Genomic DNA, 22,356 nt, shown 5'->3' with positions numbered 1-22,356 from the left:
GACGTGCCCTGCGGGCCAGGTCGGGGATCCTCGCGACGACCGCTCCCTCAGCGCGGGATCACCGCGACCCGGCCCGGGTCGACGCGCAGCCGCACCGGCTCCCCGGGGGCCGGAGGCCGGCCGAGACCGGCGACCGCGTCCACCTCGCCCACCCCGGCCACGTCCACGACCAGACGCACCTGTCCGGGCGTGTCGCGTGCCGCGCGCACGGTGCCGGACAACGGGCCGGCCGGGTCGGCGCTCAGCGCCGAGCGTCGTACGGCGAGCGCCGGCGCGGCGGGCACGCCCGCCGCGTCGAGCACGAGGGCCGCGGCCGGGCCGGTGAGCACGCGGGCGTAGCCGAGGAAGAGCGCGGTCGCGGTGTCGGCCGGGGCGCGCCAGACCTGGCCGATCTCGCCCTCCTGCACCAGACGCCCGTCGCGCAGCACGGCCAGCCGGTCGGCGACCGCGAACGCCTCCTCGTGGTCGTGGGTGACCAGCAGCGCGGTGGTGCCGGCGGCGCGAAGGATCTCGCGCAGGTCCGCGGCCAGCCGCTCGCGCAGTCCCGCGTCGAGGGCGGAGAGCGGCTCGTCGAGGAGCAGCAGCCGCGGCTCGACGGCCAGCGAGCGGGCCAGCGCGACCCGCTGCCGCTCCCCGCCGGAGAGGGTGCCGGGCAGCCGGTCGCCGTACCCGGCGAGCCCGACGAGGTCGAGCAGCTCCTCGACCCGCCGCGCGGCCTGGGCGCGCGGGACGCGGCGCAGCCGCAGCGCGTAGCCGATGTTGCGCGCGACGCTGAGGTGGGTGAAGAGCTGGCCGTCCTGAAACATCAGCGCGAAGCCGCGCCGGTGGGTGGGCACGCCGGTCAGGTCGCGGCCGTCCCACATCACGGCGCCGCCGGTGACGTCCTCCAGGCCGGCGACCGCGCGCAGCAGCGTCGACTTGCCGCTGCCCGAGGGGCCGAGCACGGCCAGCACCTGGCCGTCGGGCAGGTCGAGGGACACCTGCCGCACGGCGGGCTCTCCGTCGTAGGAGACCGAGACCTCACGCAGGGACAGCACTAGAACGCTCCTACCGAGCCCACGCGGAGCCGTTCGACGGCCAGCACCACCACTGCGGTGGCGGCGGCCAGGACGACGGACGCGGCGAGGGCCATGCCGTAGTTCATCGCACCCGGGTGGCCGATGAGTCGGAAGATCACGACCGGCACCGTGGGCCGGTCGTCGCGAGCGAGGAAGGACGTCGCCCCGAACTCGCCCAGGGAGACAGCGAAGGCGAAGCCGGCCGCGGCGAGCAGCGGTTTCCACACGACCGGGAGGTCGACGGTGGCCAGCGTGCGCAGCGGCCCGGCACCCAGCGAGGCGGCGGCCTGGCGCTGCCGGTCGTCGATGCCGCCGAGCACCGGGGCCAGGGTCCGCACCACCAGCGGCAGCGCGACCAGTGCCTGCGCGATCGGCACCAGCAGCGGCGAGTCGCGCAGGTCGACCGGGCCACGCCCGAGCGTGACCAGGAAGCCGAAGCCGACGGTCACCGCGGAGACGCCGAGGGGCAGCATGAAGAACGCGTCCAGCGCCCCGCGCAGCCGACGCTCGGCGCGCCCGCGGGAGCGCCGGGTGACCACCAGCGCCACCAGGCCGCCGAGCAGCAGCGCCATCCAGGTGGCGTCCACCGCGACCCGCACCGAGTTGGCCAGCGCGTCGGTCACCGGCACCAGCAGCGCCTGCTCGGAGCCGGTGGTGCCCAGCGCCCGGTAGTTGCCCAGGCTCCACTCCCCCTCGACCCGCAGCGAGCCGGCGACCAGGGTGGCGATCGGCGCCCCGACGTACGCGAGCAGGAGCGCGGTGGCGGCGAGCCACGGCCAGTCCGCGCGGCGCACCGGGCGCGGGCGCGCGACCGTGCGGGCGGTGCCGCCGGGCACCGCCCGCAGCCGCGCGGAGACCGCGAGCAGCACGCTCACCACCACGAGCTGGAGGATCGACAGCGCGGCCGCGGCCTGGAGGTCCAGCATGTTGGTGGTGAGCAGGTAGATCTCGCTCTCCACGCTGGCCCAGCGCAGCCCGCCGAGGGTGAGCACCACCCCGAACCCCGAGGCGCAGAAGAGGAACACCACGCTGGCCGCCGACACGATCGCCGGGCGCAGCGCGGGCAGGGTGACGGTGGTGAACACCTGGCGCGGGGAGGCCCCGAGCGCCGCGGCGGCCTCGCCCGGGCGCGGGTCGAGGGACTCCCACGCCCCGCCGACCACCCGGATCACCACCGAGACGTTGAAGAACGCCAGGCCCAGCACGATGGCGGCGGGGGTCCCGTCCAGGCCGAGGAACCCGAGCGGGCCGTCCGGGCCGAGCAGCTGCTTGAACGCGACGCCGACGACCACCGTCGGCAGCACGAACGGCACCAGCAACGCCGCCCGCACCACCCCGCGCAGCGGGAGCGCCAGGCGGTGCAGCACGTACGCCGCGGGCAGGCCGAGCACCAGCGCCAGCGCGGTGGCGGCGCCGGCCGACCACGCCGTGAACCACAGCACCCGGTGCACCCGGGAACGCGCCAGGACCTCCAGCACGGCGGCGGGGTCGAAGACGCCGTCGACGACGAAGCCGCGCGCCAGCATGCCGCTGACCGGCACCACGAAGAACAGCCCGAGGGCGAGCACCGGTACGGCGGCCAGCGCGGCGAGGGCCAGCAGCCTCCTTAGCCCGGCCACGTCAGCGCGCGACCAGGTCGTTCCACTCCCGCAGCCACTCCGCGCGGTTCTCATCGATCGCCGCGGGGTCGACCTGCCAGGTCCGCTCCGGACGCGGGGCGTGCTTGGCCCAGGCGGCGGGCAGCTCGACCTGCCCCGAGACCGGGAAGACGTACATGCTCTCCGGCAGCGCGGCCTGCACCTCGTCGCTGAGCAGGAAGTCGATCACCTGCTCGGCGCCCTCGGGGTTGTCCGCGCCGGCCAGCACCCCGGCGTACTCGACCTGCTCGAAGCAGGTGTCGAGCAGGGCGCTGGTGGTGGAGGTGCCGCTCGAGACCGTGAAGGCCGGGGAGGAGTCGTAGGACAGCACCAGCGGGCGGTCGCCGGCGCCGCCGCCCTGGGTGAACTCACCCTGGTAGGCGTCGGACCAGCCGTTGGTCAGCCGGGCCCCGTTGTCCATCAGCTCGCGCCAGTAGTCGGGCCACTCCTCGCCGTACCGCGCGATCGTGGTGAGCAGGAACGCCATGCCCGGCGAGCTGGTGGTCGCCCCGGGCAGCACCAGCTGGTCGCGGTAGGCCGGGTCGGTGAGGTCCTCGAGGGTGCGTGGCGGGGTGAGGTCGCGCTCGGCGTACCAGGTGTCGTCGACGTTGAGGCAGACCGCGCCGGTGTCGACCGGGGTGAGCAGGTCCTCGTCGTCGCCGGGCAGCTCGTGGGCGGCGACACCCGCCGGCAGGCCCGGCGCGTAGGAGGCGAAGACGCCCTCGGCGAGCGCCCGCGAGGCGAACGTGTTGTCGACGCCGAACGCGACGTCGCCGACCGGGTCGTCCTTGCTCAGCACGAGCTTGTTGGTCAACGTCCCCGCGTCGCCGGAGGGACGGACCTCGAGGTCGAGGCCGGTGCGCTCCTCGAAGTCCGCGACCAGCTCGTCAGGCAGCGCGAAGGAGTCGTGCGTGACGAGCACGACCCGGTCGCTGCCCTCGGCGGCCTCCTCCCCGGAGGAGCCGGTCAAGGAGCAGCCGCCGAGCACGGAGGTCGCGAGGACGGCCAGTCCGGTGAGGACGGCCGAGCGGGCATGGGTGGACAGCACCATCGGTGTGACTCCCTTCGCCGGTGTTAACCGGAGCAGGTTCGGAGGGTCTGCGGCTCATCCGCACTCTCAGCACGCTCGCGCGTGCTCCCCTGTCTTGTGCTGGACACCCTAGCCCGCTGCTCGCACCGCCCGGGGAGGGTCCGGGCCGTGGCCGGGCGGGAGGCTCGGGCATCTGTGACACTCGAGGGCGTGGAGATCCGCACCCTCGCCTTCAACGAGCTCGACCCCCGCACGGCGTACGCCGTCTGGCGGCTGCGCCAGGACGTCTTCGTCGTCGAGCAGGAGTGCCCCTACCCCGACCTCGACGGCCGCGACCTCGAGCCCGGCACCCGGCACCTGCTGCTCCTGGAGAAGGGCGCGGGCGGGACCGGTCGGCTGATCGGCTACCTGCGCCTGCTCGACGAGCGCACCCATGCCCGCATCGGCCGGGTGGTGCTGGTGGCCTCCGCGCGCGGCCGCGGGCTGGCCGACGAGCTGATGCGCGCCGCGCTCCGCGAGGTCGGTGAGCACGCCTGCGTCCTGGACGCCCAGTCCCCGCTGGTCGACTGGTACGCGTCGTACGGCTTCCGCGCCACCGGCCCGGAGTACCTCGAGGACGGCATCCCGCACACCCCCATGCGCCGCGACCCCCGCCGCGCCACGCCCTGACCCCTCCGCGAACGGGTCAGGGGGTGGTGGCGGTGAACAGGATGCCGTCGGGGGCGTCGGTGGCGGTGGCCTGACCGCGGGCGACGAGCAGCTCGAGGTGGGCCTTCGTCTCCATCGCGGCCATCCCGCGGCTGAACGCGTCGAGGGTGTCGAAGTGGTGGTCGTGACGGGTCCAGGGCAGCTCGGCGGCCACCTGGCGCGAGGTGCGCGGGCCGGAGGAGAGCGCGGCGAGGCTCTCGGCCAGGCGGCCCTCGTGGTGCACGAGGAGCTCCTCGACGCGGGCGTGCGCGGACGGCGCGACCGGCCCGTGCGCGGGCAGCAGCTGCAGGTCCGGCAGGGCGCGGACCTTGGCGAGGGAGGCCATGAAGTCCCCGAGCGGCTGGTCGGCCGGGGGCACGGTGAACCCGATCGAGGGCGTGATCGTGGGCAGCACGTGGTCGCCGGCGAACAGCATCCCGGCGGCGGTGTCGGCGAAGACGAAGTGGCCCGGCGTGTGCCCCGGCGTGTGTACGGCGCGCACCGTGCGGGTGCCGAGGTCGATGTCGTGGTCGCCGTCCAGCCAGATGTCGGGGTAGCGCCACAGCGACGGGTCGGGGCCCTCGCCGTCGCCGGAGCCCCACTGCTCGGCGATGTCCTGCGCACCGGCGGTGCGCAGCACCGCGAGGAACGGGTTCTCGTCGAGGTCGGGGTTGTTGAGCAGGTCCAGCGCCGGCTTCTCCCCCGACCCGAGCGAGACCTGCGCGCCGGTCTCGGCGCCCAGCACCGAGGCCATCGTGTAGTGGTCGCGGTGCACGTGGGTCACCAGGAACCGGGTGATGTCGCCGAAGCCGTAGCCCACCTCGCGCAGGCAGCGCTCGAGCAGCTCGCGCGCCACCGGGATCGCCCAGCCACCGTCGATCAGCGTGAGCCCGTCGCCGGTCTCCACGACGTACACGTTGACCGCCTTGAGCCCGTCCATCGGCAGCGGCAGCGGGATCCGGTGGATCCCGTCCGCGACCCGCCACGCTCCCTCGGCTGACCAGTGGGTGCCGGAGTCCGGCGAGATCGCGCGGGCGGTGGGGGTGGAGGAGGAGGTCACTCCCGCACCCTAGGAGAGAGCGGCGGGTTCGAGGTCGCCAAGTCCCAGATCCAGGTTGGGCTGCTGGATGCCGCCGTCGACCTCGAGCAGCTTGCCGGTGACGTACTGCCCCGCGCGCGAGGCGAGGTAGAGCACCGCCGCGGCGATGTCCTCGGGCTCGCCGACGCGGCCCAGCGGCGTGCTGCCCTCCAGCTGCTCCATCAGCTCCGGCTGCCCAGCGACGTAGTCGAGGGCGCTGGTGCGGATCGAGCCCACGAAGATCCCGTTGACCCGCACGTGCGGCGACAGGTCGGTGGCCGCCAGCCGGGTCCAGTGCGCCAGCGCGGCCTTCGCGGTGCCGTAGGCGAGGTAGCCGCGCCCCGCCGTGCGCCCGAGCATCGAGGAGATCGTCACGATCGACTGCTGCGCCGTGCCCGCCCCGAGGGGCCCCGAGCGCAGCATCAGCGGGACCGCCGCCCGGCTCAGCGCGTGCGCGGTGGCGACGTTGAACCGGAACGCCTCCTCCAAGAACCGCTCGCTGGTCTCGAGGAAGCCGCGCGGGAACGTGCCGCCGACGTTGTTGACGACCGTGTCCAGCCGCCCCAGCTCGTCGTACGCCGTCTGCGCGAGCGCGGCCACGGCGTCGAGGTCGCTGAGGTCGGCGGCCACGACCACGCAGCGCCGCCCGGTGGCGCGCACCGCCGCGGCGACCTGCTCCAGCTGGCTCTCGGTGCGCGCCGAGATCAGCACGTCGGCGCCGGCCTCGGCGAGGGCCACCGCCGTGGCGGCGCCCAGCCCGCGGCCGGCGCCGGTGACGATCGCGACCTGGTCGGTGACCGCGAACCTGTCCAGGATGCTCATGCCGGGGACCCTAGCGGCGCGGGGGGTCCACGTCCCGGCTCTTCGCGATTCCCCCGCCCGTCGGGTCGCGCTCAGCGGCGCGCGGCCACGACCTGCTCGTGCAGCCGGCGCGGCCACTCCCCCGCCTGGGCCGGGGTGGCGGCCACGACCAGCTCGCTGCCGGCCACGAGCGAGGCGAGCCGCTCGGCGGTGCGCAGCGGGTGCGCCGGGTCCTCGGTCCAGGCGAGCACCGTCGTCGGCACGCCGATCCCGGCGACCGCCTCCGGCGGCGGCAGGTCGCTGAGCGCGGCGCCGCGCAGCAGGGACGGCAACAGCTCCTCGCGCACGTCCGGCACCGTCTCGGGCGCGTCCACGGTGGCCGGGGGCCGCGGCGCGCTGCGGCCGGCCTCGACGAACGCGGCCATCCCGTCGCGCTCCACCAGCTCGGCGGCGGCGAGGTAGTCGCCCGCCTTCGCGACCCGGGTCTCCCAGGCCGTCGGCGGCACCACCAGCGTCAGCGCGGAGAACCGCTGCGGGTCGCGGGTGATCGCGTGCAGCAGCGTCGCGCAGCCCATCGAGGGGCCGACGCCGTGCACGGGCTCGCCGGGGAACACCCCCTCGAGGATCCGCAGCAGGTCGTCGGCGAGCACCTCCCAGCGGTAGTCCTCGGGCACCGCGCGCCCCGTGGAGCGGCCGTGCCCGCGGGCGTCGTAGCGCAGCAGCCGGGTGCCGCTCAGCCCGACACCGAGGTCGAGGTCGAGCAGCCGGTCGCGGTAGCGGCTCGAGGTCAGCCCGTGCAGCTGGACCACTGGCTCGCCGCCCTCGTCGCTGAGCTCCCAGTCCAGCGCGGCGCCGGGCACGGTGAAGGTGGGCAACGCGGCGGCTCCTGGCTGGGGACGGGCCCCTAGAGTACGGCCATGCGGCTGACGAACGTGGCCCACCTGAGACTCCCGTTCGGCCGCCTGCTGGGTTACGACCTCGGCGTCGAACCGCAGCCGCGCGCGCTGCCGATCTCCTTCGACCAGCGTCGCCACGTCGGCGCGGGCGAGCGTCCCGGCTCGTGGATGGCGCTGTCCTTCCGCCTCCCCGGCCCGCGCGACCTCGCCGACGTCGAGGCCGCCTGGCGTGCCGTCCTGCACCGGCACGGCACCCTGCGCTCGGTCTTCTTCCCCGGCCCCGACGGACCCCTCCTGCACGCGGCGAGGCTCGGCGAGGGCCGGTGGGTGGAGCACCCGATCGCCCCCGGCCAGGCGGTCAACGACGCCCTGCGCGAGGTGCTGGACGCCGCCTGCACGCCGTACGCCGCCCCGGCGCACCGGCTCTGCCTGCTGGAGACCGCCGACGGCCCGACGCTGGTGGTGGGCGCCGACCACTCCCACGTCGACATGTGGTCGATGCTGGTGGTCGCCCGCGACCTGCTCGCCGCGCTCGACGCCCGCCGCCGCGGGACCGAGCCGTTCGCGGGCTGGCCGGACGCCGCACCGTTCGCCGAGCACACCGCGGCGCTGCGTGCCGGGCCCCGCGCCCCGCAGGAGGTACGCCGCCGCTGGGCCGAGGTGCTCGACGACTCCGGCGGGGTGATGCCGCGGTTCCCGATGTCGCTCGGTGAGGCCGAGGGCCCCCAGCGCGAGCGGGTCGAGGTGCGCGACGTCCTCGACGTCGACGACGCGGCCGCGCTCGGGGTGTCGGCCGCCGAGGCCGGCGTCTCCACGCTGAGCCTGGTGGTCTCGGCGATGACCCAGGTGACCCGGGTGCTCGCCGACGAGCCGCTGCGCGCGGTCTTCCCGGTGCACAGCCGCTACGACCCGACCTGGCACGACTCGGTCGGCTGGTTCATCACCAACTCCGTCCTCACCTGCGAGGACCCGCATCCGTTGGCCGCCGCCGCGGCGGTCAAGGAGGCGGTCTCGCTCGGGTCGTGGCCGCTGGAGGACGTGCTCGCCCCCTGGGGCGGGATGCCGGAGGCACCCGGCATGTTCGCGATCTCCTGGCTCGACCTGCGCCGGCTGCCGGTCCGGGTGGATGCGAAGGGCCTGGAGGCGCAGTACGTCGGGGCCTCGATCCTCACCGACGGCGTGATGCTGTGGTTCGTGCTGGACGAGTCCGGCCTGCACCTGCGCTGCCGCTACCCCGACACCGACGAGGCCCGCCGCAACGTCGGGCGGTGGCTGGACCGCCTCGTCGCCGAGCTGCGCAGCCGGGCCCGGGAGTCGGCGGGCGGGGTCCTGCAGGTCTCCGGGCGCCGGTTCCGGGTGCAGCGGGCCGGACGCGGCGACGTCGCGGCGCTGGTCGCGCTGCTGGCCGACGACCCGATCGGCGCCACCCGCGAGAGCGGCGACCCCGTGGACTACGAGGCGGCGTACGACGCCGTCGCCCGCGACCCCGCGCAGTTCCTCGCGGTGGTCCGCGACGACGAGGACGCGGTGGTCGCCACGATGCAGCTGAGCATCGTGCCGGGCCTGTCCCGCTCCGGGGCCACCCGGCTCCAGGTCGAGGGCGTCCGGGTCGGCGCGACGGCGCGCGGGCTCGGGCTGGGCTCCGCGATGCTCGAGTGGGCGCACGACCACGGCCGCGCCCGAGGCGCCACGCTGGCCCAGCTCACCACCGATGCCGAGCGTGCCGACGCGCACCGTTTCTACGAGCGGATGGGCTACCAGGCCACCCACGTCGGGTTCAAGAAGCAGCTGTGAGGCCCGCGCCTCCGGGGCTGCGCACCGGGCAGTGGGTGCCGCCCGGTGCGTAGATGGTGGGCATGCACTGGTTGCAGTGGATGCAGATGCCGGCCGCCACGTCCCCGGCCTGGAGCCGGTTGACCAGGTCGGGCTCGCGCAGCACCGCACGCCCCATCGCGACGTACTCGAAGCCCAGCTCCATCGCGCGCTGCATGGTGTCGCGCCGGTTGATCCCGCCCAGCAGCATCAGCGGGGTCGACAGGGCGTCGCGGAAGCGCAGCGCCTTGTCCAGGAAGTAGGCCTCCTCGAACGGGATCGACTTCAGGAACGAGCGCCCCACCGGGGTCCGCATGCCGAGGCGCACCGGCAGCGGCATCGTGGCGGCGAACTCCTTGAGCGGGACGTCACCGCGGAAGAGGTACATCGGGTTCATCAGCGAGCTGCCGCCGCTGAGCTGCATCGCGTCCAGGGTTCCGTCCGCCTCGAGCAGCCGGGCGACCTCCAGCCCGATGTCGGTGGTCACCCCGCCGCGGAAGCCGTCGCCGAGGCTCAGCTTGGCGGTCACCGCGACCTCGCCGCCGACCTCCTCGCGCACGGCCCGGGCCACTTGGCGGGCCAGCCGGGCGCGGTTCTCCAGGCTCCCGCCCCAGCGGTCCTTGCGCCGGTTGAGCCCCGGCGCGAGGAAGGAGGAGATCAGATAGCTGTGCGCCATGTGCAGCTCGAGCACGTCGAACCCGGCGCGCACCAGGGTGCGCGCGGCGGTGACGTAGGCCCCGGTGACCCGGGTCAGGTCGGCCTCGCTCGCCGCGCGCACCATCTGCATCGACAGCGGGCTGGGCATCGCGCTGGCCGCGATCGCGTGCACCCGGTTGGAGCGCCCGTTGGCGACCGGGCCGGCGTGGCCGACCTGTCCGGCGATGGCGGCGCCGGTCTCGTGGACGGCATCGGTGAGGCGGCTCAGCCCGGCCAGCGTGTCGGGGCCGACCACGATCTGCTCACGGTGGGTGCGGCCCTCGGGCGCGACCGCGAGGTAGGCGACAGTGGTCAGCCCGATCCCCCCGCGCGCCGGGGCGAGGTGGTAGTCGATCAGCTCGTCGGTGACCTGGCCGTGGGGCGTACGCCCCTCGAAGGTGGCCGCCTTGACCGTACGGTTGCGGAGGGTGACCGGCCCCAAGGTGGCCGGGGCGAAGACGTCGGGAGCACTCACGATCGTGAACGATAACGTGTTCTAGTGCTGGTGGAGAGGCTCCGCGCGGCCGGTTGCGTGTATGCCGAGGAGGAGGCCGCCGTCCTGCGGGAGGCGGCCCGCGGCGACACGCGCACCCTCGAGCGGCTGGTGGCCGAGCGGCTGGCGGGGCGTCCTCTGGAGATCGTCGTGGGCTGGGCCGAGCTCGACGGCGTGCGCGTCGCGCTCGACCCGGGCGTGTTCGTCCCGCGCCGCCGCACGGCGTACGTCGCCCGGCTCGGCGCCGCGGGGCTCTCGGAGGGCGCGGTGGTGGTGGACCTGTGCTGCGGCTCGGGGGCGCTCGGCGCGGCCCTCGCGCACCGGGTGCCCGGTGCGGTCGTGCACGCCGCCGACATCGACCCGGTCGCGGTGGCCTGCGCCCGGCGCAACCTGTCCCCCGAGCGGGTCCACCTCGGCGACCTGTACGCCGCGCTGCCCGACGACCTGCGCGGCCGGGTCGACCTGCTGGCGGTCAACGCGCCGTACGTGCCGACCGGCGAGATCGAGCTGATGCCACCGGAGGCGCGGCTGCACGAGCCGCGCACCGCCCTCGACGGCGGCGCCGACGGACTGGACCTGCACCGCCGGGTCGCGGCGGGCGCCCCGGACTGGCTGGCCCCCGGCGGCCGGCTGCTGCTCGAGACCAGCGCCTCCCAGTCGACGCGCACCCTCGCCCTGCTCGCGGCGGCGGGCCTCGCGGTGCGGCTGCACGCGGACGAGGAGCTCGGCGCGGTCGTCGCCGAGGGCCTCCGCCCACCGCCCGGTTGAATCGAGACCTCTGACGGTCGAGTCGAGACTTCTGACCGGTTGAGTCGAGAGTTCAGGCCCCACAGCTGCGCTCGCGCCACCACAGCCGACTCGACGGGACGGTCAGGGTCAGCGGGCCAGGTGCGGGGCCGCCCGGCCGGCGACCAGCGGCAGGTCGAGGTAGGTGCGCAGCCCCGGCTCCGCGGCGCAGACGTAGGGGATCGCGCTCACGCAGTGGTTGGCCGTCGACACCACGCCGGGGTTGCGGACCAGCCCGGCGGCCACGGACTCGGGCTGGAGCCCGTGCAGGGTCATCCGCACCGACGGGTCGCCGGTCACCTCGATCTCGAACCGCTCGCCGTCGGGCCCGAAGCCCCACGGCCGCCCGTCGGACCCGGCCAGGTGCTCCTCGCCCATCAGCCAGTTCACCGCGGCGGTGACCACGGGCTCGCCGTCGACCAGGGCGTCCCAGCGGAAGCGCCGCCCGGCCACCAGGCCCGGCTCGATCACCCCGATCGGGCTGTCGATCGGGGCCGTGGCCACGGCGTTCTCCGCGGTGGTGCGCACCTCCTCGGCACGGAAGCCCAGCTCGGCGACCACCATCCGCACCGACGCCTTGAACCCGCCTCCGAGCAGCCGCGCCATCGGGCTGGCCTCCGCCTCCTCGACGGTGCCACCGAACCCCATCACGTGGCGCACCACGTCAGGGGCGTCGTAGGTGCGCAGGTCGCTGAACTCCTCGGCCCGCACGTGCGTGACCGACCCGGTCACCGCCGAGACCATCAGCGGGAACCGCTCGGTGATCCCGCCGAGGTGGATGCCGGTGCCGTGCAGCGTGCTGCCGCCGGCCAGGCAGGCCTCCCGCAGGGTGCCGGTGCGCGCGGGGTCGGGGTAGATCCAGCCGACCGGGGTGACGACGTTCGCCCCCGAGCGCAGCAGTGCCGCGACCTCGGTCTCGTCGGGGACCAGCGGGGCGTAGACGACGCAGTCGGCGCCGAGCGCGATCACCTCCGCCAGGCTGGTGACCGCGTGCACCCCGACCGGGTCGAGGCCGGCGAGCTCGCCGACGTCGCGCCCGGCCTTGTCGGGACTGTGCACCCAGGCCCCGGCCAGCTCCAGCTCGGGATGGGCGAGCACCCCCTGGATCGCGGCGCGACCGACGCCGCCGGTGGCCCACTGCACGACCCGGAGCCTGCGCTGCTGTCCCATGGGCGCTCAGTCAGTCAGCACCGCGTGCGCGTGTCAACGACCTCGGGTGAGAGGCTGGGACAGTGGATCTGCCCACCTCCTCCGACGTCGACCAGGCCGCGACCCGCATCGCCGGCGTGGTCACCCGCACCCCGCTCCAGCACAGCGCCCGGCTGTCCTCGCTGCTCGGCCTCGAGGTCTGGCTCAAGCGCGAGGACCTCCAACCGGTCCGCTCCTACAAGCTGCGTGGCGCCTACAACCTCATCGAGCAGCTGTCCGAGGACGCCCGGGCCCGCGGCGTCACCTGCGCCAGCGCAGGCAACCACGCCCAGGGTGTCGCGCTCGCGTGCGCCCGCGCCGGCGTCCAGGCCCGGGTGCACCTGCCGCGCACCACGCCGCGCCAGAAGCGTGAGCGGATCAAGGTCCTCGGCGGCAGCCACGTGGAGATCGTGATCGTCGGCGACAGCTACGACGACGCGGCCGCGGCCAGCGCGGCGTACGCCGAGGCGACCGGCGCCACCCCGGTCCCCGCCTTCGACGACCCCCGCACGATCGCCGGCCAGGGCACCGTCGCCCGCGAGATCCTCGAGCAGCTGGGCGGCGAGCCGGACGCCGTGATCGTCCCGGTCGGCGGTGGCGGGCTGCTGGCCGGCATGGCCACCTACCTCGCCGAGCGCGCACCGGGCGTGCGCGTCGTGGGCGCCGAGCCGGCCTCCGCCGCCTGCATGGCGGCCGCCCTCGCCGCCGGCGAGCCGGTCGACCTGGACGCAGCGGATGTCGACGGCTTCGTCGACGGCGCCGCGGTACGCCGCTCCGGTGACTGGACGTTCGAGGTCGTGCGGCAGATCGGCCCGGAGCTGGTCCGGGTGCCGGAAGGCCTCGTGGCGGTCGAGATGCTCGACCTCTACCAGTCCGACGGGATCATCGCCGAGCCCGCCGGCGCGCTCTCCTCGGCCACGCTGCGCCTCTCCGAGGCCGACGGCGGGGTGCGCCTCGAGCCCGGCTCGACGGTCGTGGTGATCGTCTCGGGCGGCAACAACGACGTCTCGCGCTACGCCGAGGTCGTCGAGCGGGCGCTGGTCTATGAAGGCCTCAAGCACTACTTCCTGGTGGAGTTCCCCCAGGAGCCCGGCGCGTTGCGCCGCTTCCTCGACGAGGTGCTCGGCCCCGACGACGACATCACGCTCTTCGAGTACGTCAAGCGCTCCAACCGCGAGACCGGACCCGCGCTGGTCGGCATCGAGCTCCAGCACGCCGCCGACCTCGCCGGCCTGCTCGCCCGCATGGAGCGCTCGCCGATCCGCTTCGAGACCGTCGACCCCGACAGCCCGCTCTTCCGCTTCGTGCAGTAACCGCCAGTCGGCGCGTGTGGTTGCGCGAGTCGGCGCGTGTGGTTGCGCGAGTCGGCGCGTGTGGTTGCGCGAGTCGGCGCGTGTGGTTGCGCGAGTCGGCGCGTGTGGTTGCGCGAGTCGGCGCCAATGGCGAAGTTCTGCACGGGGGCCTGCGGAGAACCCGCGGACCCCGCCATTAGCGACGACTGGGCGCGCCATTGGCGCCGACTGGGCGCGCCATTGGCGCCGACTCGCCCCGCCATTAGCGACGACTCGGCGGAGATGAGTTGCGCACGGGACCGGCCCCGCCGTCCAGACGGTACGGCGGGGCCGGGACGTGCCTCAGCGCGTGGGCAGCAGCGCGCCCAGGTCGGCGAGGGCGGCGCCCGCACCACCGAGCGTGGTCGAGAGCTGCTTGCCCCACAGGAAGAACCGGTGGACGGGGTAGTCCACGTCCACGCCGATTCCGCCGTGCAGGTGCTGCACGCGGTGCACCACGTCGAGCCCGGCCTGGGTGCGCCACCAGGTCGCGACCATCGCGGAGCGATCGGCGGCGGCACGCACGCCCGTGTCGTCGCCGCCCTCGGCGAGGTCGCCGAGGTCCGACAGCGCCTGCCACAGCGTCACCCGCATCGCGTCGACGTCGATCCAGCAGTCGGCCAGCTGGTGCTGCACCGCCTGGAAGGTGCCGAGCGGGCGGCCGAACTGCTCACGCTCGGAGAGGTACGACGCCGCGAGGTGCATCGCCCCCTGGGCCACGCCGAGCTGGACCGCGGCGAGCGCGACCCGGGTCAGCCGCAGCACGTCGGCCAGGGCGGTCCCGCCCGGGGTGCCGACGGCCTCGGCGACCGCGCCGTCGAGGCGCAGCTCGGCGGCGAGGTCGTGGGAGGTGACCGCGGACAGCTCGGTCGTGACGCCGGCGCCGTCCAGCGGGACCAGGAACAGCCCCGGCCCCTCGGGCGTGGTCGCGGAGACCAGCACCCCGGCGGCGCCCTGCACGCTCGGCACGACCGCCTTGGTGCCGGTGAGGCGCCAGCTGCCGTCGGCGTCGCGGGCGGCCGCGCACTCCGGCGCGTCCGGCTCCCCGACGTACTCCTCCAGGGCGAGGGTGAGGCGCTCGGCGCCCTCGCAGAACCCGGGCAGCAGGCGCTTGCGCTGCTCCTCGGTGCCGTGCTCGGCGATGGCGAGGGCGGCCACCCCGGCGGCCCACAGCGGCACCGGGGCGACGGTGCGGCCCTGCTCCTCGAGCAGCAGCGCGAGCGCCCAGGGGCCCATGCCCGCGCCGCCGTGCTCCTCGGGCAGCGCGATACCGAGCAGGCCGGTCTCGGCCAGTGAACCCCACAGCTCCTCGTCCACGCGCGTCTGGATGGTCTCGATCTCGCGGACCCGGTCCGTGCTCGCCTTGCCGGCGAACACGGTGTTCGCCAGCTCGGCCACGGTGGCCAGGTCCTCGTCGAGGTTGAAGTCCATGTCTGTCTCCTGTCCTGGTCCGGGTCTCAGCGCTTCGCGCGGGGCATGCCGAGGCCCTGCGTCGCGATCATGTCGCGCAGCACCTCGTTGACGCCGCCGCCGAAGGTGTTCACGATGCCCTGGCGCGAGAGCTGCTCGACCTGGCCCGAGAGCACCGCGGCGGGCTGCCCGGGGCGCACCCGGCCGGCGGCGCCGAGCACCTGGGTCAGGGTGCGCTGGACGTCGATGTGGGTCTCGGTGCCGTAGGCCTTGGCCGCGCCGGCGGTGGCGCCGCTGAGGGTGCCGTCCTCGACCGCGGCGGTCATCCGCCAGTTCATCAGGCGCATCGCCTCGAGCCGGGCCCAGGTGCGCGCCATCTCCGCGCGCACCCACGGCACCTCGCTCACGCCGTTGTGCTGCGCCCAGTCCCAGACGTCCTCCCAGAGCTGGATCATCCGGCCGCCGAGTGCCGCCAGGGCCACACGCTCGTGGTTGAGCTGCGCGGTGATCAGCCGCCAGCCGCCGTTGACCTCGCCCACCACCTCGGCGTCGGAGACCCGGATGCCGGAGTAGTACGTCGCGGTGACGCTCATCCCGCCGACCGCGCGGATCGGGCTCCAGGTGTAGCCCGGGTCGTCGCACGGCGTGATGAGGATCGAGATGCCCCGGTGCTTGGGCGCCTCGGGGTCGGTGCGGCAGGCCAGCCACACGTAGTCGGCGGTGTTGCCGCCGGTGGTGAAGATCTTCTGCCCGTCGACGACCCACTCGCCGCTCGCCTCGTCGCGCACCGCGCGGGTGCGCACCGAGGCCAGGTCGGTGCCGGCCTCGGGCTCGGTGTAGCCGATCGCGAAGACGATGTCGCCGGTGAGCATCCCGGGCAGGTACTTCGCCTTCTGCTCCTCGGTGCCGAACGCCATCAGCGTCGGCCCGACGGTGTTGATCGTGACCAGGGGGAACGGCACGCCGGCGCGCTGCACCTCGTCGTAGAAGATGAACTGCTCCTCGGCGCCCAGGCCGCGCCCGCCGTACTCGGTGGGCCAGCCGACGCCCAGCCAGCCGTCGCGGCCGAGCATCCGGACCACCTCACGGAAGCGCGGGCCGCCGGCACCGGCCTCGCCGACCTCGCGGCGCTCGTCGGCGGGGAGCAGCTGGGCGAAGTACTCCCGCAGCTCGCGGCGCAGCTCGGTCTGCGCCGGGGTCTCGCGCAGGTCCATGGGACTCCTCCTGGGGTGGGAACGGCTCGGTCTCCCGATACTGACGCCGCGATAGACACGTGTCAACCATTCATCTACTCAGCAGGATGACACGCGTCTCAACCGCCCCCTAGACTCCCGCCCATGGAGCAGCGGGGACAGGTCGTACGCCGGGTGCTCTCCCCCGCGCGCGCCGCGACCCGTGAGCGGCTGATCGAGGCCGCGATCGACCTGGCCACCGAGGGCGGGTACGACGCGGTCGGCATCCGCGCGGTCGCCGCGCACGCCGGGGTGTCCGTGCCGACGGCGTACCAGCACGTGAGCTCCAAGGACGAGCTGCTGACCGAGGCGCTGCTCGCCCTCGGCGCCCGCTCCACCGCCGACGTGCGCGAGCGGACCCCCGCCGGGCGCAGCCCCGCCGACCGGCTCACGCTGGTGTTCCGCCGGATCCTGCGCGAGGCGGCCGCCAAGCCGCTGCTCTACCAGGCCCTCTACCGCGCCTACCTGGCCAGCGCCCCGACCCTGCTCGCGATCGAGGGCCAGGCCGGGTTCGGGCCCGAGAAGGCCGCCTGGATCGGCGCCACCCTGCGCGCCGGCGACACCGCCGGGCACGACGAGGAGGCCATCGAGTCCGCCTCGCGGATCCTCTCGATGCTCTTCCTCGGCGCGATGACGAGCGTCGCGGCCGGGCGCGACGCCGGCGAGGCGGGCGACGTGCTCGAGGACGCCACCCGCCGCCTGCTGCCCTGAGCTTCCCGGCGCCTCAGCCGAGCCGCTCGACCAGCCGCGCGGCGCGCACCACGGTGCCGAGGTGCGCGTCCGACTCCGGGCTGGTGGCCAGCCAGGCGATCACCCGACCGGCGGCGTCCTCGGCGACCATCGCCACCCCGTGGGCGGCGATCTGGTCGGTGCCGCCGCGGGCCGCGGCCGCCTCGGTCACCACGAACCCCGGGTCGACGTTGAACGCGCGCACCCCGGCCTCGCGGTACTCCGCGTTGATCGCGCCGGCGATCCGCCCGAAGGCGGCCTTGGCGGAGGAGTAGGCCAGACCCCAGCCGCCCTCGCCGGGCGGCGCGGGCGGGTCGTTGCGGACCGAGCCGGACCACAGGTCCACGACCGTACCGCCGCCCTGGGCCACCATCGCCGGCACCACCTCCTGCACCAGGGCGAGCTGGTGCACGTGGTTGGCGGTGAGGCTGCGCGTGAGCGCGTCGAGATCGAGCTCGAGCAGCCGCGCGTGGGGCACGTGCAGGATCGCGTTGTTGACCAGCACGTCGATGCGGCCCCAGGCGTCCAGCACGGTGCGCGCCGCGGCCCGCACGCTGGCCAGGTCGGTGAGGTCCATCGGCACCGGCAGTGCCCGCACCCCGAGCGCCGTCACCGCCGCGGCGGTGCTGTCCAGGCTGCCGGGCACCGCGATCGCCCGCTCGCCCTCGCGCTGGGTGCGCGGCGGCACGACGCCCTCGCCCTCGCGCACGGTCCGCGCGGTGAAGGCCACGTCGAAGCCGGCGCGAGCCAGCGCGAGCGCCACCTGCTTGCCGATGCCGCGACTGGCCCCCGTCACCAGGGCGGTACGCCGGGGCGCCGCGGCCTCGCTCATCGTCCGGCGTTCCCCGCGCCCGACTCCACGGCCGCGGCCATCTCGGCGAGCATCGGGCGCACGTCGTCGCGCCGGTAGCCCAGCAGGTCCACGACCTGCGGGTCCGGCTCGTAGGCGATCACCGCGCCGCGGCCCGGCACGATCATCGAGTCCGGCAGGAACGGGTGCGGCTCGTCGCGCTCCTCGAGCACCCGGCCGCCCCCGCTGAGGTCGAAGATGATCTGGAAGTAGTCGCGGTAGCTCAGGTTCACGTCGCCGATGAGGTACGCCGCCCCCAGCTCGGCGCGCTCCAGCGCCCCGTCGACGGCCTGCGCCAGCGAGCGCACCGACATGTAGTTGGTGCCGCCCGCCGGTGCGTGGTCGGGGACCTTCGCGGTCAGCTCGCCCCGGCCCCAGGCCAGCTGCTTGGCGAAGCGCCGCACCGCGACCCCGGGGATCATCCCGACGATCGACGGCGGGTTGAGCGTCGAGACGTGGAAGTCCGCGTCGGCGAGCTCGCGGGAGCGGTCGTCGGCCAGCTGGCGGGCCCGCACGTAGGGGTTCGACTCCACCAGGTCCGGGCGGACCATGTGGTAGTAGCTGCCGACCTGCACCGCGCGGCGTACGCCGGCCCGCTTCGCGCGCTGCATCAGCCGCGGCACGCCGTCGCTCTGGTAGCGCGCCCAGAACTCCTCGTCGCCACCGTCAGCACCCGCGTGCCGGATGTCCTGTCCGGCGCAGAAGACCAGGGCGTCGAAGCCCTCGAGCTCAGCCTCGGAGAAGCCCCCGTCGGCGTAGTCGCCAGGGAGGAAGTCGAAGGACTCCACCAGCGAGCCGGGCTCGGGCGCCGAACGGCCGGCGACGCTCACCTGGTGGCCACGGTCGGCCAGCAGCGTCGCCACGTGGCCGCCGATCATCCCGGCACCACCGATCACCAGTGTCTTCATCTCACTCCTCCTCGCTGTCTCCCGCGCCGGACCGGCACAGGTCGTGCTCGCGGGCGTCAGCCGAAGACCGCGACGCCGCCGTCGATCGCGGTGCCGCGCTCGGAGGCGACCTCGAAGCCGCCGTCGGCCCAGCCGCGGACCGCGAGGGTCTCCCCGGGGAACACCGGGCCCGCGAAGCGGCCCTCGAGCCGGGTCAGGTCGGCCGGGTGGGCACCGGCCGCGTCGGCCGCCGCCAGCGTGGCCGCAGCCAGCGTGGCCAGGCCGTGCAGGATCGGCCGGGGCTGGCCGATCCCGGCCGCCGCCTCCGGGTCGATGTGGATGTGGTGGCGATCGCCGAGCAGGCGGTAGAGCGCCGCCGCGTTGTCGGCCACCGGCAGCTCCCGGGTCCATGCCGGCTCCTCGGTGCGTGCCGGCGGACGGCCCGGGCCGCGCTCGCCGCCGAAGCCGCCACAGCCGGGGGCGAAGATCGACCAGGTGGCGCGGAAGTAGTCGCTCTCCACCGTCACGTCGAAGACCGCGGCGCCGCCCTTGTCCCACACGTCGTCGACGCGCGCCGACATCGTCAGCTCACCGCTCGCCGGCATCGGCGCGAGCACCTCGAGGCGCTGCGAGCCGTGCACGGCGGTCCCGACGTCGAAGGCGCCGCCCGAGCCGAGCACGTCAGGGGCCCACTGGGCGAGCGTGAGGGCGAACGACGGCAGCACCCGCAGCCGGTCCTCGAAGACCAGGTCGAGCTGCTCGGGCCGGGCGCCGATGGCCAGCGCGAACAGGATCGGGTCCCGGTCGCTCCAGGCGACGGTGCGCTCACCGAGCTGGCGACCCGCCCACTCCCCCGCGTGGCTCATGCGCCGTACACCGGCTCGGGGGTCTGCGCCTGGCCGAGCAGCGAACGCAGCTCGGCACCGACGGCGCCGGCCTCCCAGCGCTTGCCGACGTCGGTCGCCGGGCCGTGGCGCCAGCCCTCCTCGACGCAGATCCGGCCGCCCTCGACCTCGATGACGCGACCCGTGACGTCCGCGGCGTCCTCGCTGGCCAGCCAGGCGACGACCGGCGAGACGTTGCCGGGGTGCATGAGGTCGAAGCCGTCCTCGGGCGCCGCCATCTTGTCGGCGAAGGGGCCCTCGGTCATGCGGGTGCGCGCGGACGGCGCGATCGCGTTGACGGTGACGCCGTAGCGGCCCATCTCGGCGGCGCCGACGAGCGTCATCGCGGCGATGCCGGCCTTCGCGGCCGAGTACGTCGTCTGCCCGATGCTGCCCTGCAGGCCGGCGCCGGAGGAGGTGTTGATGACGCGGGCGGCGCGGGTGCGGCCGGCCTTGCCCTCCGCACGCCAGTACGCGCCGGCGTGACGCAGCGGCGCGAAGTGGCCCTTGAGGTGCACGCGGATGACGGCGTCCCACTCCTCCTCGGAGGTGTTGACGAGCATCCGGTCGCGCACGAATCCGGCGTTGTTCACCAGGATGTCGAGGCCGCCGAACGTGTCGATCGCCTGCTGCACCATGTCGGCGGCCTGCTGGAAGTCGGCCACGTCGGCGGGGTTCGCCACGGCCTGACCGCCGGCGGCCACGATCTCGGCCACCACGGACTCGGCGGGGGTCTCGCCGGTCCCCTCGCCGGCCAGGGAGACGCCGTAGTCGTTGACCACGACTGCCGCACCCTGGCGCGCGAGCTCCAGCGCGTGCTCACGTCCGAGCCCGCGGCCCGCTCCGGTCACGATCGCGACCCGCCCTTGAAGAATCCCAGCCATCGTTTCCGTCACTCCCTGCTCATGGATAGTTCGATCTCGACCATTCCAGCCGAACCAAGCGGGTGCTAGGGTACCAAGCAATCGCTAGGTTAGGAACCGACCATGACAGTCACCACGTCGACCGTCGACGCGAACATCGCCGTCGTCACCATGAACTACCCGCCCGTGAACGCGCTGCCCGTCGCGGGCTGGTTCGACGTCGCGAGTGCCGTGACCGCGGCGGCGGTGGACCACCACGTGGTGGTGCTGCGCGCCGAGGGCCGTGGCTTCAACGCGGGCGTGGACATCAAGGAGATGCAGCACACCGAGGGCTTCGAGGCGATCCTCGGCGCGAACCGCGGCTGCTACGCGGCGTTCAAGGCGATCTATGAGTGCCCGGTGCCGGTCATCGCGGCGGTCAACGGCTTCTGCGTCGGCGGCGGCGTGGGCCTGGTCGGCAACTCCGACATCGTCGTGGCCAGCGAGGACGCCTACTTCGGCGTGCCCGAGGTCAACCAGGGCGCCCTCGGCGCCGCGACCCACATGGCCCGCCTGGTCCCCCAGCACCTGATGCGCTCGCTCTACTTCACCGCCCGCACGATCAAGGCCGCCGAGCTGGTCCAGCACGGCTCCGTGCTCCAGGTCGTGCCCCGCGAGCAGCTCGACGACGCCGCCCTCGCCGTGGCCCGCGAGATCGCTGCGAAGGACACCCGCGTGATCCGGGCCGCGAAGGAGGCCCTCAACGGCATCGACCCGATCGACGTCAACAAGTCCTACCGTTTCGAGCAGGGCTTCACCTTCGAGCTCAACCTCGCCGGCGTCGCCGACGAGCTCCGCGACGACTTCGCCGGCACCGACAAGGCCGCCCGGCGCTGACGCAGCGCCACCGCCTCCTCCACCCTCACGACCCGGAAGGTCTCCCCGCCATGACCACGCCGCAGCGCATCCGCACCCCGCTCACCGAGCTCACCGGGGTCGATCACCCCATCGTGCAGACCGGCATGGGCTGGGTCGCCGGCCCGCGCCTGGTCTCCGCGACCGCCAACGCCGGCGCCCTGGGCATCCTGGCCTCGGCCACGATGACCTACGAGGAGCTCGAGAAGGCGATCGTCGAGGTCAAGGAGCGCACCGACAAGCCGTTCGGCGTCAACCTGCGCGCCGACGCCGGCGACGCCGGCAAGCGCGTCGAGCTGCTCATCCGCCACGGCGTGAAGGTCGCCTCCTTCGCCCTCGCGCCCAAGCAGGAGCTCATCGCCAAGCTCAAGGAGCACGACATCGTCGTGATGCCCTCGGTCGGCGCCGCTCGCCACGCCGAGAAGGTGGCCGCCTGGGGCGCCGACGCGGTGATGATCCAGGGCGGCGAGGGCGGCGGCCACACCGGTCCGACCCCGACCACCCTGCTCCTGCCCAGCGTCCTGGACGCCGTGGACATCCCGGTCGTCGCGGCCGGCGGCTTCTTCGACGGCCGCGGCCTCGCCGCCGCCCTGTCCTACGGCGCGGTCGGCATCGGCATGGGCACGCGCTTCCTGCTCACCAGCGACAGCGCCGTGCCGGAGGAGATCCGTCGCCAGTACCTCGGCTTCGGACTCGACGGCACCGTCGTCACCACCAAGGCCGACGGGATGCCGCACCGCCTGCTGCGTACGCCGTTCATCGAGGGCCTCGAGGAGACCAGCGTGGTCAAGCGCGCGGTCCCCACCGCCCGCCGGATGCTGGAGTTCAAGAAGCTCAGCGGCGCCGGGTGGCGCGAGTTCGCGGGTGACGGTCTGCGGATGAAGCGCAGCAGCGACCGCTCCTGGGTGCAGATGACGATGGCCGCCAACACCCCGATGCTGCTCAAGGCCGGGCTCGTGGACGGCGACACCGAGGCCGGCATGCTGGCCTCCGGCCAGGTCGTCGGCATGATCGACGACCTGCCCAGCTGCGAGGAGCTGGTCGACCGGATCATCGCCCAGGCGGTCGAGCGGCTCGGCTCGCTGGCCGGCAACCTCGTCTGAGCCTCATCTGA

General features: G+C 74.5%; 21 protein-coding genes and 1 riboswitch. Of the genes, 7 read left to right on the top strand and 14 right to left on the bottom strand.

Annotated elements, in window-relative coordinates:
• Positions 1–47: 47 nt before the first annotated feature.
• The 3 genes from GFH29_RS02290 to GFH29_RS02280 all read right to left on the bottom strand — a co-directional run bounded on the left by GFH29_RS02290 (position 48) and on the right by GFH29_RS02280 (position 3,746).
• Positions 48–1,037 carry an ABC transporter ATP-binding protein gene (locus tag GFH29_RS02290; RefSeq protein ID WP_153321865.1) on the bottom strand — a complete coding sequence of 330 codons (990 nt, stop codon included), beginning with the start codon at positions 1,035–1,037 and terminating at the stop codon, positions 48–50.
• A complete protein-coding gene (locus tag GFH29_RS02285; RefSeq protein WP_228387713.1) occupies positions 1,037–2,677 on the bottom strand; it encodes an ABC transporter permease in 1,641 nt (546 codons plus the stop codon). The genes GFH29_RS02290 and GFH29_RS02285 overlap by 1 nt, the downstream gene beginning before the upstream one ends.
• A gap of 1 nt (position 2,678) precedes the next feature.
• Positions 2,679–3,746: a thiamine ABC transporter substrate-binding protein gene (locus tag GFH29_RS02280; protein ID WP_153321863.1), complete on the bottom strand. Its 1,068-nt coding sequence runs from the start codon at positions 3,744–3,746 to the stop codon at positions 2,679–2,681.
• Positions 3,739–3,847: riboswitch (TPP riboswitch) on the bottom strand. It overlaps the preceding gene by 8 nt.
• 88 nt (positions 3,848–3,935) lie before the next feature.
• On the opposite strand from GFH29_RS02280, the gene GFH29_RS02275 reads away from it, so the two are divergent.
• Positions 3,936–4,394 carry a GNAT family N-acetyltransferase gene (locus GFH29_RS02275; protein ID WP_153321862.1) on the top strand — a complete coding sequence of 153 codons (459 nt, stop codon included), beginning with the start codon at positions 3,936–3,938 and terminating at the stop codon, positions 4,392–4,394.
• Positions 4,395–4,410: 16 nt separating this feature from the next.
• Here GFH29_RS02275 and GFH29_RS02270 read toward each other — a convergent pair whose 3' ends face one another.
• From GFH29_RS02270 to GFH29_RS02260, 3 genes are all read right to left on the bottom strand, one after another.
• Positions 4,411–5,472 carry an MBL fold metallo-hydrolase gene (locus GFH29_RS02270; RefSeq protein WP_153321861.1) on the bottom strand — a complete coding sequence of 354 codons (1,062 nt, stop codon included), beginning with the start codon at positions 5,470–5,472 and terminating at the stop codon, positions 4,411–4,413.
• A 9-nt stretch (positions 5,473–5,481) separates the two neighbouring features.
• On the bottom strand, positions 5,482–6,312 hold the full coding sequence (locus tag GFH29_RS02265) for an SDR family oxidoreductase (protein WP_153321860.1): 831 nt from the start codon (positions 6,310–6,312) through the stop codon (positions 5,482–5,484).
• Between the two features lie 71 nt (positions 6,313–6,383).
• The gene (locus GFH29_RS02260; RefSeq protein WP_153321859.1) at positions 6,384–7,166 is read right to left on the bottom strand and encodes an alpha/beta fold hydrolase; all 783 of its coding nucleotides are present in this window, start codon (positions 7,164–7,166) and stop codon (positions 6,384–6,386) included.
• Positions 7,167–7,208: 42 nt separating this feature from the next.
• Here GFH29_RS02260 and GFH29_RS02255 point away from each other — a divergent pair, with 42 nt between their 5' ends.
• Positions 7,209–8,981, top strand: a complete 1,773-nt coding sequence (locus tag GFH29_RS02255) for a GNAT family N-acetyltransferase (protein ID WP_153321858.1) — start codon at positions 7,209–7,211, stop codon at positions 8,979–8,981.
• Here the strand turns inward: GFH29_RS02255 and GFH29_RS02250 are convergent.
• The gene (locus GFH29_RS02250; RefSeq protein ID WP_228387712.1) at positions 8,965–10,170 is read right to left on the bottom strand and encodes an NADH:flavin oxidoreductase; all 1,206 of its coding nucleotides are present in this window, start codon (positions 10,168–10,170) and stop codon (positions 8,965–8,967) included. The two genes, GFH29_RS02255 and GFH29_RS02250, sit on opposite strands and share 17 nt — an antisense overlap.
• 30 nt (positions 10,171–10,200) lie before the next feature.
• Here GFH29_RS02250 and GFH29_RS02245 point away from each other — a divergent pair, with 30 nt between their 5' ends.
• Positions 10,201–10,956: a putative protein N(5)-glutamine methyltransferase gene (locus GFH29_RS02245; RefSeq protein WP_228387711.1), complete on the top strand. Its 756-nt coding sequence runs from the start codon at positions 10,201–10,203 to the stop codon at positions 10,954–10,956.
• A gap of 108 nt (positions 10,957–11,064) precedes the next feature.
• On the opposite strand, the gene GFH29_RS02240 is transcribed toward GFH29_RS02245, so the two are convergent.
• Positions 11,065–12,117 (bottom strand): hypothetical protein, encoded by a 1,053-nt coding sequence (locus tag GFH29_RS02240; RefSeq protein ID WP_228387710.1) that lies wholly within the window; start codon positions 12,115–12,117, stop codon positions 11,065–11,067.
• An 89-nt stretch (positions 12,118–12,206) separates the two neighbouring features.
• On the opposite strand from GFH29_RS02240, the gene ilvA reads away from it, so the two are divergent.
• The gene (gene ilvA, locus GFH29_RS02235) at positions 12,207–13,475 is read left to right on the top strand and encodes a threonine ammonia-lyase IlvA (protein WP_153321854.1); all 1,269 of its coding nucleotides are present in this window, start codon (positions 12,207–12,209) and stop codon (positions 13,473–13,475) included.
• Between the two features lie 321 nt (positions 13,476–13,796).
• Here the strand turns inward: ilvA and GFH29_RS02230 are convergent, their stop codons facing one another.
• Both GFH29_RS02230 and GFH29_RS02225 read right to left on the bottom strand, forming a co-directional pair.
• Positions 13,797–14,924: an acyl-CoA dehydrogenase family protein gene (locus tag GFH29_RS02230; protein WP_153321853.1), complete on the bottom strand. Its 1,128-nt coding sequence runs from the start codon at positions 14,922–14,924 to the stop codon at positions 13,797–13,799.
• A 26-nt stretch (positions 14,925–14,950) separates the two neighbouring features.
• Positions 14,951–16,117 carry an acyl-CoA dehydrogenase family protein gene (locus tag GFH29_RS02225; RefSeq protein ID WP_153321852.1) on the bottom strand — a complete coding sequence of 389 codons (1,167 nt, stop codon included), beginning with the start codon at positions 16,115–16,117 and terminating at the stop codon, positions 14,951–14,953.
• Positions 16,118–16,240: 123 nt separating this feature from the next.
• Between GFH29_RS02225 and GFH29_RS02220 the strand changes: the two genes are divergently transcribed.
• A complete protein-coding gene (locus tag GFH29_RS02220) occupies positions 16,241–16,846 on the top strand; it encodes a TetR/AcrR family transcriptional regulator (protein ID WP_153321851.1) in 606 nt (201 codons plus the stop codon).
• Between the two features lie 13 nt (positions 16,847–16,859).
• On the opposite strand, the gene GFH29_RS02215 is transcribed toward GFH29_RS02220, so the two are convergent.
• Genes GFH29_RS02215 through GFH29_RS02200 form a run of 4 tightly spaced genes read right to left on the bottom strand, consistent with a single transcriptional unit; the run spans position 16,860 to position 20,336 of the window.
• A complete protein-coding gene (locus GFH29_RS02215; protein WP_153321850.1) occupies positions 16,860–17,696 on the bottom strand; it encodes an SDR family oxidoreductase in 837 nt (278 codons plus the stop codon).
• The gene (locus GFH29_RS02210) at positions 17,693–18,622 is read right to left on the bottom strand and encodes an NAD-dependent epimerase/dehydratase family protein (protein ID WP_153321849.1); all 930 of its coding nucleotides are present in this window, start codon (positions 18,620–18,622) and stop codon (positions 17,693–17,695) included. The genes GFH29_RS02215 and GFH29_RS02210 overlap by 4 nt, the downstream gene beginning before the upstream one ends.
• Before the next feature lie 56 nt (positions 18,623–18,678).
• Positions 18,679–19,467, bottom strand: coding sequence for a MaoC/PaaZ C-terminal domain-containing protein (locus GFH29_RS02205; RefSeq protein WP_153321848.1), 789 nt, complete (start codon positions 19,465–19,467; stop codon positions 18,679–18,681).
• Positions 19,464–20,336: an SDR family oxidoreductase gene (locus GFH29_RS02200; RefSeq protein ID WP_267128530.1), complete on the bottom strand. Its 873-nt coding sequence runs from the start codon at positions 20,334–20,336 to the stop codon at positions 19,464–19,466. Before GFH29_RS02200 ends, GFH29_RS02205 begins: the two co-directional genes overlap by 4 nt.
• A gap of 135 nt (positions 20,337–20,471) precedes the next feature.
• Here GFH29_RS02200 and GFH29_RS02195 point away from each other — a divergent pair, with 135 nt between their 5' ends.
• Together GFH29_RS02195 and GFH29_RS02190 are read left to right on the top strand one after the other, a co-directional pair.
• The gene (locus GFH29_RS02195; protein WP_153321846.1) at positions 20,472–21,224 is read left to right on the top strand and encodes an enoyl-CoA hydratase family protein; all 753 of its coding nucleotides are present in this window, start codon (positions 20,472–20,474) and stop codon (positions 21,222–21,224) included.
• Positions 21,225–21,274: 50 nt separating this feature from the next.
• The gene (locus GFH29_RS02190) at positions 21,275–22,345 is read left to right on the top strand and encodes an NAD(P)H-dependent flavin oxidoreductase (RefSeq protein ID WP_153321845.1); all 1,071 of its coding nucleotides are present in this window, start codon (positions 21,275–21,277) and stop codon (positions 22,343–22,345) included.
• The last annotated feature ends 11 nt before the right edge of the window (positions 22,346–22,356 follow it).

The sequence above is a fragment of the Nocardioides sp. dk884 genome, assembly GCF_009557055.1.
In the GTDB taxonomy this organism is placed as follows: Bacteria; Actinomycetota; Actinomycetes; order Propionibacteriales; family Nocardioidaceae; genus Nocardioides.
Note: the sequence above shows the minus strand (reverse complement) of the source record. Positions and strands in the feature narration are given on the sequence as shown.

What these genes read in the sequence shown, in the direction of transcription:
- GFH29_RS02280 (WP_153321863.1), bottom strand. Translation starts at nt 3,746, where the DNA reads ATGGTGCTGTCCACCCATGCCCGCTCGGCCGTCCTCACCGGACTGGCC.
- GFH29_RS02265 (WP_153321860.1), bottom strand. Translation starts at nt 6,312, where the DNA reads ATGAGCATCCTGGACAGGTTCGCGGTCACCGACCAGGTCGCGATCGTC.
- GFH29_RS02255 (WP_153321858.1), top strand. Translation starts at nt 7,209, where the DNA reads ATGCGGCTGACGAACGTGGCCCACCTGAGACTCCCGTTCGGCCGCCTG.
- GFH29_RS02230 (WP_153321853.1), bottom strand. Translation starts at nt 14,924, where the DNA reads ATGGACTTCAACCTCGACGAGGACCTGGCCACCGTGGCCGAGCTGGCG.
- GFH29_RS02225 (WP_153321852.1), bottom strand. Translation starts at nt 16,117, where the DNA reads ATGGACCTGCGCGAGACCCCGGCGCAGACCGAGCTGCGCCGCGAGCTG.
- GFH29_RS02220 (WP_153321851.1), top strand. Translation starts at nt 16,241, where the DNA reads ATGGAGCAGCGGGGACAGGTCGTACGCCGGGTGCTCTCCCCCGCGCGC.
- GFH29_RS02215 (WP_153321850.1), bottom strand. Translation starts at nt 17,696, where the DNA reads ATGAGCGAGGCCGCGGCGCCCCGGCGTACCGCCCTGGTGACGGGGGCC.
- GFH29_RS02210 (WP_153321849.1), bottom strand. Translation starts at nt 18,622, where the DNA reads ATGAAGACACTGGTGATCGGTGGTGCCGGGATGATCGGCGGCCACGTG.
- GFH29_RS02205 (WP_153321848.1), bottom strand. Translation starts at nt 19,467, where the DNA reads ATGAGCCACGCGGGGGAGTGGGCGGGTCGCCAGCTCGGTGAGCGCACC.
- GFH29_RS02195 (WP_153321846.1), top strand. Translation starts at nt 20,472, where the DNA reads ATGACAGTCACCACGTCGACCGTCGACGCGAACATCGCCGTCGTCACC.
- GFH29_RS02190 (WP_153321845.1), top strand. Translation starts at nt 21,275, where the DNA reads ATGACCACGCCGCAGCGCATCCGCACCCCGCTCACCGAGCTCACCGGG.